This window comes from Paraburkholderia sp. BL18I3N2 (assembly GCF_003001875.1).
Lineage (GTDB): Bacteria > Pseudomonadota > Gammaproteobacteria > Burkholderiales > Burkholderiaceae > Paraburkholderia > Paraburkholderia phytofirmans.
The window spans coordinates 21492-35350 of the sequence record NZ_PVNC01000006.1; the positions used below are offsets into that span (position 1 = coordinate 21492).

Sequence of the window (13859 nt, forward strand, 5' to 3'; positions counted from 1 at the left end):
TAAGGACTATCCACAGCCGAAGAGGATGGTATGGCCAACTCACCGAATCTGAATGCCGCGACGATTGCGCTGAACCGCTTCGGCCTGGGCGCGCGTGCCGACGACACGCCGCCCGCCGATCCGAAAGGCTGGCTGCTCGCGCAGTTCGAACAGTACCAGGCGCGGCCGGCCGCGTGGGCGAATCAGCCCGGCTCGGTGGCGCTTTCTACTGAACTCGTGCAGCAGCGCACGCAGTTCAATGAGCAGGCTCGTCAGAGTGCGAGTGAGGGCACGGCGACGAGTCCCGCGAACGCGCAAAACATGACCATGCCTGATGGGCAAAATCGTACTCAGGCCAACGCACAAGCAAACACACAAGCAAACGCGCAGGCGGACACGCCCAACTCAACGCAAGCGAACGCGCAAACCGCCAGGCAAGCCGAACGAAAAGCGATTCGGGGTGAAATACTCGACATGTACCGCTCATCGGTGAATGCACGGGTGACGAGTGCGCTGACCACGCAGACGCCGTTCATCGAGCGGCTGGTGCATTTCTGGGCCAATCATTTCGCGGTCTCCACCGAAAAGCCCGGCGTCGCGGCGCTGGCCGGTTCGTTCGAGGCCGAAGCCATTCGTCCGCACGTGCTGGGCCGCTTCGAAGACATGCTGGTGGCCGTCGAACGTCATCCGGCCATGCAGGTGTTTCTCGATCAGACGCGCTCGGTCGGACCGGACAGTACGGCGGCCATGCGCGCCGCGCAGCGCAATCCGGAGCGCAAGCGCGGTCTGAATGAAAACCTCGCGCGCGAAATCATGGAGCTGCACACGCTCGGCGTGCGCAGCGGCTACAGCCAGGATGACGTCACCGAATTCGCCCGTGCGCTGACCGGCTGGAGTGTCGCGGGCAATCCGGCCAACCCCGGCAATGCCGGCAACGCGGGCCGACTGGGCATGCAGCAGAACGCCGCGCCGGGCACCTTCGTGTTTCGCGCCGCGCTGCACGAGCCCGGTTCGCGGACCATCATGGGCCGCCGCTACGATCAGCCCGGCGAAGAGCAGGCGCTCGCGATCCTGCACGACCTCGCGAGCGCGCCGGCGACCGCGCAGCATATCGGCGGCAAGCTGGCCCGTCATTTCGTCGCCGATAATCCGCCGCCCGGCATGAGCGAACATCTAGCCAGCGCATTCGAGCGCAGCGGCGGCGATCTGCCGGCCGTCTATCGCGCGTTGATCGACATGCCGCAAGCCTGGTCGCCCACCGCCGTGAAATTCAAAACGCCGTGGGAGTGGACCATTTCCTCCATGCGCGGCCTTGGCTGGCAGGACCTCGGCAAGCTGCAGACGGCGCCCATTCTCACGCAGCTCGGTCAGCCGGTGTGGCGCCCCGGCTCGCCCGCCGGTTACGACGACATCGCCGCGAGCTGGGCCGCGCCCGACGCGCTCGTGCGCCGGGTCGAAGTGGCGCAGCGTTTCGCGTCGCAAGTCGGCGACCGGCTCGATGCGCGCGCGCTCGGCCAGACCCTGCTCGCCGGTTCGCTCAGTGCGCCGACGGCCACCGCGGTCTCGCGCGCCGAAAGCGCGTCGACGGCGATCGCTTTGTTGCTGGTCTCGCCGGATTTTCAACGGAGATGAATGCCATGCTGTCACGCCGCAAGTTTCTGAGCGTCGCCGCCGCGGGCGCGGGCGCGATGCTCGTGTCGCCGCAAATCGCGTTCGCGAGCGTCGCCACCGAGCGCCGTTTCGTGTTCGTGATCCAGCGCGGCGCCGCCGACGGTCTGAACATCGTCGTGCCGTACGCCGACCCGGCCTACGCCACATTGCGCGGCGCGCTTGCCGTCGATACTTCGAACGCGCCGCGCCTGGACGGCAGCTTCGCGCTGCATCCCGCGATGGTCCAGACCGCCGCAATGTATGCGAACCATCAGGCGCTGTTCGTGCACGCAGTGGCGTCGCCGTATCGCGACCGTTCGCACTTCGACGGACAGAACGTGCTCGAGACCGGCGGTACCTCGCCGTATCAGATGAAAGACGGCTGGCTGAACCGGCTCGTCGCGCAACTGCCCGCCACGCGTGAGAACGCGATCGCATTCGCGCCGACCGTGCCGATGGCATTGCGCGGCCCGGCGGCGGTGACCTCTTATGCGCCTTCGGCGCTGCCGCAAGCCCCCGACGATCTGCTCGCGCGCGTCTCGCAACTCTACGACCAGGACGCGCAGCTGCGTCCGCTGTGGGAGTCGGCGATGACCGCGCGCGGCCTCGCGGGCGACGCCGGTGCGCGGCAGGATCCGGCGAGTCTCGGCAAGCTCGCCGCGGGTTTCCTGTCGCGCGAGAACGGGCCACGCATCGCGATGATCGAAACCGGCGGCTGGGATACGCACAGCGCGCAGAACGCGCGCCTCGGCAATCAGTTGAAGGCGCTCGACACGATGCTTGCGTCGTTGCGCGACGGCATGGGCCCGCTGTGGAGCAAGACCACGGTGCTGGTCGCGACGGAGTTCGGCAGAACCGCCGCCGCCAACGGCACGGGCGGCACTGACCACGGCACTGGGTCGGTGGCGATGGTGCTCGGCGGCTCGGTGCAGGGCGGACGCGTGATTGCCGACTGGCCGGGTCTCGCGCCTCGCAATCTGTACGAGGCGCGTGATCTCAAGCCGACCACCTCGCTCGACGCGTTGATCGCCGGCACCGCCAGCGAAAGTCTCGGGCTCGATCCGCAGCGCACGGCGTCCGCGCTGTTCGGGCAGACGTCGGTGGGGCGGACGCTGAGCGGCATCGTGCGCGTGTAGTGGTGGCGCATGGACACCGACCGGATGCAGCGACTCGATCCGCTTTCATTCATGTTGTCGGGCAGAGACCCGCCAACGGGACGGCGCAGATGATGTCGTTCAAAGAGCGGCAAGGAGAGCCGCTCACATGAAGTTACCCGGCGAGCCGGCATGTCGCCGAGACACACGTTGTCACCCAACAAGCCGGCAAGAGGACCGGCTCACACCAAACGAAAACACTCAGGAGAGGAACTTGAAAATCAATTCGAACGTACGCGCCGCATCGCTCGCGGCTCTTTGCGCCGCGCTGTTGTCTGCTTGCGTGGTCGAGCCGGCCCGGCCGCCGCAACCCGAGCCGCTCGTCGAGGTGGTGCCCGCCGCGCCCGCGCCCGGCTATCGCTGGGTGAAGGGCCACTATCGTTGGGAGGGCAATCATTGGGCGTGGGTGCCGGGACATTGGAGAGGATGACCAGGCAAATAGCGGCCGGCGTTTCTAACGCCGGCCGCCCGCAAGCCGTCGCGCATCCGGCAAACGCCGCAACCGCGCCATCGCGATACAGCCGAGCAGCGGCCCGACGGCAAGCATGCTGAAGGCGCCGCGCCAACCCGCCAACGCGACGACGTCCGGCACCAGATGAATGCTCACCAGCGTCAACAGAAAACCCGCGCAGGTCTGCGCGGTCAATAACGTGCCGATCGACGCCGGCTCGGCGAGTTCCGCAATGCTCGCCGAGAACTGAGCGGAATCGGCGATCACGGAAATCCCCCAGCACAGCGCCACGCAGCCGACCAGCCAGACCGGCGCGCCGAGCAGCCAGCCCATCAAGGCGGCGCAGGCGCCGCTCACGGCCATCGCGGCGATCGTCACCGTGGTGCGGCCGAGCCGGTCCGCCAGCACGCCGCCGAGCCACGCGCCGAGCGCGCCTGCCGCGACCGCGCCGAAGGTGAGCCATTCGGCCGCCGCGCGCGGCTCTCGCATGCCGGCTGCCGCGAAGCTCGCTTGCAGGAATACGGCGAGCCACGCCCACATCGCGTACAACTCCCACATGTGGCCGAGATAACCGAGGTTCGCGAGCCGCAGCGCGCGGTTACGCCAGGCGCCCGCCAGCGCGGACCATTCGATGCGCGTCGCGCGCGCCATATTCGGCCCGACGCCGCACAGCAGAATCGCGACGCCGGACAATAGCGCGCAGCACGCCGAGATGCCATAGATCGCGCGCCAGTTCGAACCGCCGAGCGCCGCCAGCAGATGCGGACTCGCCGAGCCGAAGGTCAGCGCGCCGACCAGCAGCCCGATCAACAAACCGAGATCGCCTTTCGCCCACGTCGCCGCGAGCCGCATGCCGACGGGATAAACGCCGGCCATGCAGATGCCGGTCAGCAGCCGCAGCAGGATCGCGAGCGGGCTCGCCGGCGCGAGGAAGACGAGACACGCGGTGGCCGCGCCTGCCGTCAACGCGCTGATCATGAAGAGCCGCCGTGGATCGAAGCGGTCGGCGAGGGAGAGCAGGGCGCTCGTGACGGTGCCGGCCACGAACCCGGCCTGCACCGCGCTCGTAAGCAAGGTCGCTTGCATGGCAGACAGACTCTCGGCCTGCCTGACGATCGCCACCACCGCCGACGATGAAAACCACACGCTCATCGCGCCCACCTGGCAGAGCAGCAGAATTACGAGCGAACGCGTCTTGCCGGCTGCCGCGTGGCTCGGTCGATGCGGGTTTGCCGAGGCTTCTTTCATGCGAGTCTTGTGCGGTGCATCGTGCGGTTCATCGTGCATTAGCCGGCCGATTCGGCAGCGAGCGCGTCGCTGGCTTCGGCCGCATGCGTCGCGTGCAGCGAGCGCGCGCCGACGCGGTGATAGCGGCGGCCGTAGTAGATCAGCGCGTCGCCTTCAGCATCTGTATGCGCCGCTTTCACCGCGCAGAAGAACACCGTGTGCGTGCCGACTTCGGTCACCGATTCGATCTCGCAGTCCAGCGAAGCGAGCGCGCCGTGCAGGACCGGTGCGCCCGTCGCGAGGGTGTCCCATTGCGCTGCGGCAAAGCGTTCGGCTATCGGCAGCCTGCTGGTGGCGAAGTGCGCGGCGAGCGTCTGCTGCTCGGCGCTGAGCACGTTGACGCAGAGTTTGCCGTTGACGCGAAAAGCCGCGTTGTTGCGGCTGCTGCGATTGATGCAGACGAGCAGCGTGGGCGGTTCGTCCGTCACCCCGCACACTGCGGATGCGGTGCAGCCGGCCAGACCCGCCGCGCCGTCGCTCGTGATGATGTTGACGGCGGCGCCGAGGCCGGCCATCGCGTCGCGGAAGGTGCTCCTCTCAAGCATGTGAGCCTCTGCGAAAGAATCGTTGTGCCGCTCTATGACGGCGCGGACGGCACGAAGTGAGAATCCGCATGACGGTGCTATCGATAACGATGCCCTGGAACCAGGGCGGTGGCGCAAACGAGCAAGCGGCATTTTGCAGCTCCGCGCCTGGCAGCCGAACGCGCGTGACTGAAGCGTGCATCACGGCGCAGGCGTCAGGCATCGCCAGGGACGGGCGCCGCGGCACAATGCGGCGAGCGAAACTTCGCCGCAGTATGGTTAGCCGGCAGACGCGCATGCCCGAAGAGTTTCTCCCGCAACGTGCCGTTACGATACGCATGCTTGTAAGCGCCGCGTTCCTGCAGAATCGGCACGACGTGCGCGACGAAATCCTCGAAGCATTCCGGCGCGACCGTACGCGATAGATTGAAACCATCCACGCCCGCTTCTTCGGTCCACGCGATCAGTTCGTTCGCCACTCGTTCGGCCGAGCCGACGAGCGGCGCCTGACGGCTGCCCAGCACCATCTGTTCGAGCAGCTTGCGTTTGGTCCACTGCGGGCCCGCCGCTCGGGTCATGGCCTCGACGTTCGATACGATGGCCTCGCTCTTGCCGGTTTCGATCGGCTCGTCGAGGTCGTAGAGCGCGAAGTCGATCCCGAGCGAGGCTGCCGCATGCACGAGCGCCGCCTCGGAGCTGACATAACGGCGGTACTCCGCGTACTTCTCCTGCGCCTCGCTGTCCGTGCGTCCGGTGATGACGGTTTGCCCGAGCAGCACCTTGATGTCGTCGGCTTTGCGGCCGCCTGCCACCGCGTGCGCGCGGATATCGTCGACGATTGCCTTCACGGCCGGCCTCGCCTGGCCGTTGACGAACACGCACTCCGCGTGTGCCGCGGCGAACCGTTTGCCGCGCGCCGACGACCCCGCCTGATACAGCACCGGCGTGCGCTGCGGCGACGGTTCGCTCAGATGCATGGCGTCCACCCGATACTGCTTGCCGTGATGGTGGATCACGTGCACCTTCGACGCATCCGCATACACGCCCCGGACCTTGTCGCGCAAGACCGCGCCGTCTTCCCAACTGCATTCCCACAGTTTGTAGACCAGTTCCATGTATTCGTCGGCGAGGTCGTAGCGGTCGTCGTGCGCCATCTGGCCGCTCAGGCCGATCGCGCGTGAGGCGCTGTCCAGATAACCGGTGACGATGTTCCAGCCGACCCGGCCGCGCGTCAGATGATCGAGCGTCGACATGCGCCGTGCGAACAGATACGGCTGCTCGACCGTGAGATTGGACGTGACGCCGAACGACAGATGACGCGTCACCGCGGCCATGGCGGGAATCAGCAGCGTCGGGTCGTTGACCGGCACCTGCACGGCGCCGCGAATGGCTGCGTCGGGGTTGCCGCCGTAGACGTCGTAGACGCCGGCGACATCGGCGAAAAAGATGCCGTCGAACAGGCCCGCTTCGAGCGTGCGGGCGTAGTCGGTCCAGTACTGTAGATCCGTATAGCGCGCGGACTGATCGCGCGGATGGGTCCACATGCCTTGCTGGATGTGGCCGACGCAGTTCATGTCAAAAGCGTTGAGAACGATTTCCTTCGGCATGGTGTCTTCCGGCTGGGTGGACGAATGCTCATGGCTGGGCGTTCAAGTCGCGTGCGCTTTTGCGGATTGCTGTCGCGATCTTTCGTTTAATATAGTGGACGAAAAATCACTATGCAAGACATTGATTTCGGCTTTTAATGAGCGGCGAGGCGAGCGCGGAGATCAGCGTGATGGCCGCCCTGCCTCGATATAATTTGCGGGCCCACTTTCCTCACTCTCCAACGCATCCATTTTTCCATGTCCGAATCCGCTGCAATCGATCTGACCCAGGCGATCTCCTTGCGCGTGAAGACGGAGCGCGAGGCGCGCAACTGGTCGCTGAGCGAACTGGCGGAGCGCTCGGGCGTGTCGAAGGCGATGATCAGCAAGATCGAACGAGGCGAGGCGAGTCCCACGGCGACGGTGCTCGGGCGTCTGTCTGGTGCGTTTGGCCTGACCTTGTCCACCTTGCTGGCGCTTGCCGAGCAGACTGGCGAACGGCTCGCGCGGCATGCGGACCAGTCAGTCTGGCAAGACCCGGAGACCGGCTACACGCGCCGGCGCATCTCGCCACCCACGGGCGGTGTGCTGGAATTGCTGGAGATCGAGCTGCCGCCGGGCGTGAAAGTACCGTACCCGCCGGATGCTTTCGTGTTCCAGCATCAACAGATCTGGGTGACGCTCGGGGTGTTGACCTTCCGGGAGGGCAAGCAGGTATATCGGCTGGAAGCGGGGGATTGTCTGCAGCTCGGCGCGCCGCTCGAATGCGAATTCTTCAACGCGGGCGAAGACGTGTGCCGTTACGTGGTCGGCCTCGTTCGACGATAGGCGTTTGCACGTAAGTTTCAACGGGCGCTTCAATAAGCGTTTCAAATACCAGGACAACAGGCAACGCCTCACGCCCGCATGGAGCGACGAGCGGCGTTGCCTGTGGTCACCGGCAAGTCATCGGGTGAAAGCGGTCGCTTAACCTCCGCCGCCGCCTTGCGTGCCGATCGTGAGCTTGTTGTTCACCGACGTCACGCCGGCCACACCTTTCGCCACTTCCTCCGCCTGCGGAATCTGCGCGCCGTCAGGCACCGATCCGGTGATCGTCACCACGCCGCCACGGGCCCGGACGAACACGTTCGATACGTCGAAACCCTGCGCCTTCGCGAGAGCCTTGCGCACTTGCAGGCCCAGCGCGCGGTCCGTCTTCTTGACCGTTTTGGCACTGGGCGCCGCCATGTCGCCGGACGCCATCGCGTCGCTCGACTGCGCATAGGCGCCGGCCGTCGTTGCCAAACACAATGCGATGCCGAGCGCCTTCAAAAGATTGACTGTTTTCACGTTTTCTCCATCCTCGAAAAGTTGATGTCGCTTCGTTGCATGCAAAAAACCACGCGCTTGCGAGCCCTTTTCCGCCCACGAGGAGCACCCTGTCTTGTAGAAGAGTGATGCCGCGACGCTCCCGGCGCGCTTAAACAATACTCCAGCCGAAGCGCTCATGCTGGAAAAACTGCCCTGAACGCCGCATTGGCAGCCGTTCCGGCAATCATGGCGAGGGCTTGTGTTGCGCACGTGTGACGACGATGTTCCACATATCGGGTTGGGCGGTTTGTCAATGCGTGCCAAGGTGCGCATTGACTGCGACGCCTAGAACCATTGCGGCGCCATGCCGAGCGTGGTGTCGTCTAGGGTGCGCAAGGTGGCGAGCATCAACGCGACGCGCGGCAGTTCCCAGCGGAAGAACCACTGACACGCATGCAGCTTGCCGCGATAGAAGTCCGCGTCTGCTTCGCTACGCGATGCAGGTAGCGCGGCGCTTGCCACGATCGCCTGGCGCAGCCATGTCCACGCAATCACGATATGACCGAAGGCTTCGAGAAATGCATTCGCGTTGGCGAGCGCGCGTTCGCTTTCATGGGCCAGCGTGGGCAGCAACGCCTCGACTGTGGCAGTCAGATCGGTCCATGCTGCGCCGAGCGCATCGGCGTGCGCGTGCAGTGCCGGATGCTCGCGCGCTGTACCGATTGTCTGCTGGATTTCGCAGGCCAGTTGTTTGAGCGCCGCGCCCTGTTTCATCGTCACCTTGCGGCCGAGCAGATCGATAGCCTGAATGCCGTGCGTGCCTTCGTGAATCATGTTGAGCCGATTGTCACGATAGAACTGCTCGACCGGATATTCACGCGTGTAGCCGTAGCCGCCGTGAATCTGGATCGCGAGACTGTTCGCTTCGAGACACCATTGGGACGGCCAGGATTTCACCACCGGCGTCAGCAGATCGAGCAGCAGGCCTGCTTCGGCGCGCGCGGTTTCGCTCTCGCCGGTGTTCTGTTCGTCGACGAGACGCGCCGCGTACAGGCACAACGCATAAGCGCCTTCCACATAGGCTTTTTGTGCGAGCAGCATGCGGCGCACGTCGGCGTGTTCGATCAGCGGCAACTGCGGGTCGAGCGGATTCTTGTTGTCGGGGCGGCGTCCTTGCGGCCGTTCGCGCGCGTAATCAAGCGACGCGAGATAGCCGCGGTAGCCGAGCATGACCGCGCCGAGTCCGACGCCGATGCGCGCCTCGTTCATCATATGGAACATATACGCGAGACCGTGATGCGGCTCGCCCACCAGTTCGCCGATGCATTCGCCATGTTCGCCGAACGACAGCATGGTCGACGTGGTGCCGCGCCAGCCCATCTTGTGAATCAGTCCCGCAAGGGCGACGTCGTTGCGCGCCCCGAGGCTGCCATCTTCGTTGACATGGAACTTCGGCACGGTGAAAAGCGAAATGCCTTTCACGCCCGGCGGCCCGCCGGGAATGCGCGCCAGCACCAGATGCACGATGTTCTCGCTCAACTCGTGGTCGCCGCCTGAAATGAAAATCTTGTTGCCGCGAATCGAATAAGTGCCGTCCGGATTGGGCGTGGCGCTCGTGACGAGATCGGACAGGCTCGAACCTGCTTGCGGCTCCGTCAACGCCATGGTGCCGAACGCGCGTCCTTCGAAGAGCGCTTGCAGATACTTGCGCTTTTGCGTTTCGCTGCCGAAGCGCTCGATCACGTTCGCGTTCGCCGTGGTCAGCATGGCATACGACGCGGTCGCAATGTTCGCGCTCTTGAAGAGCGACAGGCACGCAAACGAAATCACCGACGGCAACTGCATGCCGCCCCATTCGTAGTCCTTGCCCGCGGCGAGGAAGCCGGTGGCGCGCATGGCGTCGAGCGCGTCTTTCACCTCGGCGGGCAGGGTGACGCGTTGACCGTCGAACTGCGGCTCGTGTTCGTCCGAGAGACGATTGTGCGTCGCGAACTTTTCCACGGCGACCGCATGCGCGGTATCGAGCGCGGCGTCGAAGGTCTCGCGGCTGTGATCGGCATGACGCGCGCGGCGTGTGAGCGTCTGTGCTTCGAGTACTTCGAACAACTGAAACTCGAGATCACGTGAGTTGATGATCTGCGCATCTTGCATGAGAGAAGACCCGTGAAAAAGTACGCCGTTATGCGGAACATCGTCGTAAGGCAAAGCGTAAACGCCCTCGAACACATCGGCTCGGTGCGGCTGAAAGGCGCGGCATTCGGGTAATTCCCGATGCTTCGCCACCCGATCATGTATGCCAGTTTATCTCGAAAGTGAATGATCGTGCTTTTATTTACAGGCCGAATTTCGGCACGTATGATGGGCGCAAAACACGGCATACCGATCTGCATAGCAGAACAAATCTGGAGGAGCGACGCAATGTCTGTGAAGGACCTGTTTCAACTGGACGGCAAGGTGGCACTCATCACCGGCGGCTCGCGCGGCCTCGGTCTGCAAATGGCCGAGGCGCTCGGCGAAATGGGCTGCCGCGTCGCCATCACCGCGCGCAAGGCCGACGAACTTGCCGAAGCGAAAACGCATCTGCAACAACTCGGTATCGAAGTGCAAACGGTGGTCAACGATCTGCAGCGCTTCGAAGGCATCCCCGGTCTCGTGGATGAAGTACTGGGCGTGCACGGCCGCATCGACATTCTCGTCAACAACGCGGGAGCGACATGGGGCGCACCCGCCGAAGACTATCCCGACGAAGCGTGGCACAAGGTCATGAACCTGAACGTCAACGCGCCGTTTTTTCTCGCTCGCGAAGTCGGCAAGCGCAGCATGATCCCGCGGCGCGCGGGCAAGATCGTCAATATCGCTTCCGTGGCGGGCTTGAAGGGTTCGCCGCCGGGCATAAACACGATTGCGTACAACACGTCCAAGGCCGCCGCGATCAATTTCACGCGGGCGCTCGCCGCGGAGTGGGGCAAGTACAACATCAACGTGAATGCGATCTGCCCGGGTTTTTTTCCCTCGAAGATGACGGTGGGTCTGCTCGATAAGCTCGGAGAAACGATCGTCGCGCATACACCCTTGCAGCGGCTGGGCGGCGAAGAAGATCTCAAAGGTCCGATCGTGTTTCTCGCGAGCGAAGCGTCGCGCCACATCACCGGCCAGGAGTTCGCGGTGGATGGCGGCGCGATCATCATCTGAGCGTCACGCGGGTTCTACGCGGCGCTGTGAAAGAAGCGCCCGGCAGCAAGCCAACGCCCACCGACAGTAACAAGCTGGAGACGCTGATGAACGAACGCCATCACCCGCATTGGCCGCCGCAACTGCCACTGCACTTGACGCTGCCCGAGACCAATCTCTTCTACAACGCCGAAGTCTCGGCGGCACGCTATCCCCACAAGCCGTTCATCATTTTCTACGATACGGTGATCACGTTTGCCGAATTCAAGGACGAAGCTGAACGAATCGCGGGTTTTCTGCAACAGGAGTGTCAGGTCAAGGCCGGCGACCGCGTGCTGCTGTATATGCAGAACAGCCCGCAATGGATCATCGCTTACTACGGCATCCTGCGGGCGAACGCGGTGGTGGTGCCGGTCAATCCGATGAACATGACCGCCGAATTGGCGCACTACGTCGAGGACAGCGGCGCGACCACGATCATCGCGCCGCAATGTCTGTTCGCGAACGTCGAGCCGTTGATCGGCAGCGGACCTGGCAAGGGCATCGAGCACGCAATCGTCGCGACGTATAGCGATTATCTGAAGAAAACCTCGCCGATTCCCGTGCCTGAATTCGTCGCCGCGCCACGCAAGACGTTCACGATTGCCGGCGTCACGTCCTGGCAGCAGGTGCTTGATCGACACATTGCGCCGGGGCCGCTCACCACCGGTCCGGACGATCTGTGCGTGATGCCTTACACGTCGGGCACCACCGGCAAGCCCAAAGGCTGCATGCATACGCACCGCAGCGTGATGAGCACGGCGCTCGGCGGCTGCGTCTGGTTCTCGTCGCCGCCGGAGGGCGTTCATCTATCCGTGCTGCCGCTCTTTCACGTGACCGGCATGCAAGGCGGCATGAACAGCGCGGTCTTTTCCGGCGCGACCATCGTGCTGTTGCCGCGCTGGGATCGCGAGGCCGCCGCGCTATGCATGCAGAAATATCGCGTCACCGCATGGCAGTCCATCTCGACGATGATGGTCGATTTCCTCTCGAACCCGAAGCTCGACGAATACGATCTGTCGAGCCTAACCGGCACGCGCGGCGGCGGCGCGGCGATGCCGGACGCGATTGCCAGAAAGCTCAAGGCGCTGACCGGACTCGACTATGTCGAAGGCTACGGCATGACGGAGACGATTGCCGGCACGCACATCAATCCGCCGCATCGTCCGAAGCCGCAGTGCCTGGGCATTCCCGTGTTCGACGTGGACTCGCGCGTGATCGATCCGGTCTCGCTGGAGGAACTGCCGCAAGGCGAAACCGGTGAGATCGTCACCCATGCGCCGCAAGTCATGCAGGGCTACTGGGGTAATCCGAAGGCGACGGCGGAAGTGTTCATCGAAATCGACGGCAAGCGGTTTCTGCGAACCGGCGATCTCGGCCATATCGACGAAGACGGTTATTTCTTCATGACCGACCGTCTCAAACGTATGATCAACGCGTCCGGGTATAAGGTATGGCCGGCTGAAGTCGAGGCGCTGATGTACCGGCATCCGGCGATTCACGAGGTCTGCGTGATCGGCGTGAAGGACGAAAAGCGCGGCGAGACCGTGAAGGCGCTGGTGGTGCCCGACACGGCGGATGCGGGCACGATTACTGCACAGGAGATCATCGACTGGGCGCATGAGCAGATGGCCGCGTACAAGGCCCCCCGTATCGTCGAGTTCGTGGCGTCGCTGCCGAAGTCGGGCAGCGGCAAAATCTTGTGGCGCAAATTGCAGGAGGAGGATGCGGCGCGCGTGGCTGGCTCACGAGATTCGTCTGCTTGATGCAACACCCGCTCGTGGCGTTGAACTGACTCTTTTGATGGTTTGCCTGTAAGCTTTGAGCGCGAGTCCGTACTGAGTATCGTGCGGGGCTCGCGGTGGTGAACAAAAGACTCACAGACAAGCTTGAATGTGCTTGACTGCTATTGCCAACTTTCGAGAGGGGAATTGAAAATGAAGAGCTTTGCCATTAAACAGATCATGCTCGGCGTTGCCGTTGCCGTTGCCGCCATGGTCGCCGGCACCATTCCGCTCGCCGCGGCTCAAGGCGCGAGCGACGCTGCCATGTCGGCTGCGCCCGCCGCGGCGAGCAGTGCGAAGCCCACCAAAGCGGAGCGTAAAGAGGCGCGCAAGCAAGCCCGAGCGAAGAAGAATGCGGAACTGAAGAAGCTCGAAGACGCAGGCTATCAGCCGTCCCAGAACGACCCGAACTATCCGGACAAGCTGCAGAAAGCGCAGAAGAAGGCGGGTATCGGAACAGGCGCGAGCCAGTAATCGTCCAGGCAGCCGCGCGGCGCCGCTGACGTCGCGCGGCTGCCGGTACGGCTCGCGTCCCGCGAACCGGTCAACACGGCCTGGCCTGTTTCAGCAGGACCTTCTCAACGCGCGCCGAGGGCCTTGGCCAGCATGTCGACGATCGCCTTGACCCGCGCTGTCATCTGTGACTGCTGCGGGTACACTTCGTAGATGTCTGCGCCCGGCGTGCGCTGGTCGGGCAGGACGTCGACGAGCAGGCCATCGGCGAGAGACTTCGCGTTATCCCATTCGGCGCGCATCAGAATGTCGTGGCCGTCCACGGATCATACTCAGTCAGGACAACGGCTACGATGTCGTCCTGAACAGCGCAATCCGCGCATGCGCAGCTCCGGTTTCATCGGCCCCGCTGCGCCTGGCCGAGGGGCGTCGACGTGTGCGGGCGCTTGCTGCGCTGCGGCAACGACGCCTGAAGACGTTCGCGCGCACCC

Annotated in this window: 13 protein-coding genes; 7 read left to right on the plus strand and 6 right to left on the minus strand. The window is 64.1% G+C overall.

Features of this window, described 5'->3' with window-relative positions; all coding sequences use genetic code 11:
* Positions 1 to 30 precede the first annotated feature (30 nt).
* From B0G75_RS17915 to B0G75_RS17925, 3 genes are all read left to right on the plus strand, one after another.
* Positions 31 to 1611, plus strand: coding sequence for a DUF1800 family protein (locus B0G75_RS17915; protein WP_106308120.1), 1581 nt, complete (start codon positions 31 to 33; stop codon positions 1609 to 1611).
* A 5-nt stretch (positions 1612 to 1616) separates the two neighbouring features.
* Positions 1617 to 2765, plus strand: coding sequence for a DUF1501 domain-containing protein (locus tag B0G75_RS17920; RefSeq protein ID WP_106309103.1), 1149 nt, complete (start codon positions 1617 to 1619; stop codon positions 2763 to 2765).
* 232 nt (positions 2766 to 2997) lie between these two features.
* A complete protein-coding gene (locus B0G75_RS17925; protein ID WP_181309294.1) occupies positions 2998 to 3213 on the plus strand; it encodes a YXWGXW repeat-containing protein in 216 nt (71 codons plus the stop codon).
* Positions 3214 to 3237: 24 nt separating this feature from the next.
* Here the strand turns inward: B0G75_RS17925 and B0G75_RS17930 are convergent, their stop codons facing one another.
* The 3 genes from B0G75_RS17930 to B0G75_RS17940 all read right to left on the minus strand — a co-directional run bounded on the left by B0G75_RS17930 (position 3238) and on the right by B0G75_RS17940 (position 6652).
* Positions 3238 to 4482, minus strand: a complete 1245-nt coding sequence (locus B0G75_RS17930) for a nitrate/nitrite transporter (RefSeq protein WP_106309109.1) — start codon at positions 4480 to 4482, stop codon at positions 3238 to 3240.
* Between the two features lie 38 nt (positions 4483 to 4520).
* Positions 4521 to 5066, minus strand: a complete 546-nt coding sequence (locus B0G75_RS17935; RefSeq protein WP_106308123.1) for a flavin reductase — start codon at positions 5064 to 5066, stop codon at positions 4521 to 4523.
* Positions 5067 to 5260: 194 nt separating this feature from the next.
* Entirely contained in the window at positions 5261 to 6652 is a 1392-nt protein-coding gene (locus B0G75_RS17940) for an LLM class flavin-dependent oxidoreductase (RefSeq protein ID WP_106308126.1), read from the minus strand.
* A 237-nt stretch (positions 6653 to 6889) separates the two neighbouring features.
* Between B0G75_RS17940 and B0G75_RS17945 the strand changes: the two genes are divergently transcribed.
* Entirely contained in the window at positions 6890 to 7459 is a 570-nt protein-coding gene (locus B0G75_RS17945) for an XRE family transcriptional regulator (protein ID WP_106308129.1), read from the plus strand.
* Positions 7460 to 7597: 138 nt separating this feature from the next.
* Here B0G75_RS17945 and B0G75_RS17950 read toward each other — a convergent pair whose 3' ends face one another.
* Together B0G75_RS17950 and B0G75_RS17955 are read right to left on the minus strand one after the other, a co-directional pair.
* Positions 7598 to 7960 (minus strand): BON domain-containing protein, encoded by a 363-nt coding sequence (locus B0G75_RS17950; protein ID WP_106308131.1) that lies wholly within the window; start codon positions 7958 to 7960, stop codon positions 7598 to 7600.
* 306 nt (positions 7961 to 8266) lie between these two features.
* A complete protein-coding gene (locus B0G75_RS17955) occupies positions 8267 to 10072 on the minus strand; it encodes an acyl-CoA dehydrogenase (protein WP_106308134.1) in 1806 nt (601 codons plus the stop codon).
* Between the two features lie 267 nt (positions 10073 to 10339).
* Here B0G75_RS17955 and B0G75_RS17960 point away from each other — a divergent pair, with 267 nt between their 5' ends.
* The 3 genes from B0G75_RS17960 to B0G75_RS17970 all read left to right on the plus strand — a co-directional run bounded on the left by B0G75_RS17960 (position 10340) and on the right by B0G75_RS17970 (position 13389).
* Positions 10340 to 11113, plus strand: a complete 774-nt coding sequence (locus tag B0G75_RS17960) for an SDR family oxidoreductase (protein WP_106308136.1) — start codon at positions 10340 to 10342, stop codon at positions 11111 to 11113.
* Positions 11114 to 11199: 86 nt separating this feature from the next.
* A complete protein-coding gene (locus B0G75_RS17965; RefSeq protein ID WP_106309112.1) occupies positions 11200 to 12897 on the plus strand; it encodes a long-chain fatty acid--CoA ligase in 1698 nt (565 codons plus the stop codon).
* 171 nt (positions 12898 to 13068) lie between these two features.
* On the plus strand, positions 13069 to 13389 hold the full coding sequence (locus tag B0G75_RS17970) for a DUF4148 domain-containing protein (protein WP_106308139.1): 321 nt from the start codon (positions 13069 to 13071) through the stop codon (positions 13387 to 13389).
* A 104-nt stretch (positions 13390 to 13493) separates the two neighbouring features.
* Here B0G75_RS17970 and B0G75_RS17975 read toward each other — a convergent pair whose 3' ends face one another.
* The gene (locus B0G75_RS17975; protein ID WP_374956906.1) at positions 13494 to 13691 is read right to left on the minus strand and encodes a hypothetical protein; all 198 of its coding nucleotides are present in this window, start codon (positions 13689 to 13691) and stop codon (positions 13494 to 13496) included.
* Positions 13692 to 13859 lie beyond the last annotated feature (168 nt).

Coding starts and splice junctions, on each gene's coding strand:
- B0G75_RS17915 (WP_106308120.1), top strand. CDS start 31: ATGGCCAACTCACCGAATCTGAATGCCGCGACGATTGCGCTGAACCGC.
- B0G75_RS17920 (WP_106309103.1), top strand. CDS start 1,617: ATGCTGTCACGCCGCAAGTTTCTGAGCGTCGCCGCCGCGGGCGCGGGC.
- B0G75_RS17930 (WP_106309109.1), bottom strand. CDS start 4,482: ATGAAAGAAGCCTCGGCAAACCCGCATCGACCGAGCCACGCGGCAGCC.
- B0G75_RS17935 (WP_106308123.1), bottom strand. CDS start 5,066: ATGCTTGAGAGGAGCACCTTCCGCGACGCGATGGCCGGCCTCGGCGCC.
- B0G75_RS17940 (WP_106308126.1), bottom strand. CDS start 6,652: ATGCCGAAGGAAATCGTTCTCAACGCTTTTGACATGAACTGCGTCGGC.
- B0G75_RS17945 (WP_106308129.1), top strand. CDS start 6,890: ATGTCCGAATCCGCTGCAATCGATCTGACCCAGGCGATCTCCTTGCGC.
- B0G75_RS17955 (WP_106308134.1), bottom strand. CDS start 10,072: ATGCAAGATGCGCAGATCATCAACTCACGTGATCTCGAGTTTCAGTTG.
- B0G75_RS17960 (WP_106308136.1), top strand. CDS start 10,340: ATGTCTGTGAAGGACCTGTTTCAACTGGACGGCAAGGTGGCACTCATC.
- B0G75_RS17965 (WP_106309112.1), top strand. CDS start 11,200: ATGAACGAACGCCATCACCCGCATTGGCCGCCGCAACTGCCACTGCAC.
- B0G75_RS17970 (WP_106308139.1), top strand. CDS start 13,069: ATGAAGAGCTTTGCCATTAAACAGATCATGCTCGGCGTTGCCGTTGCC.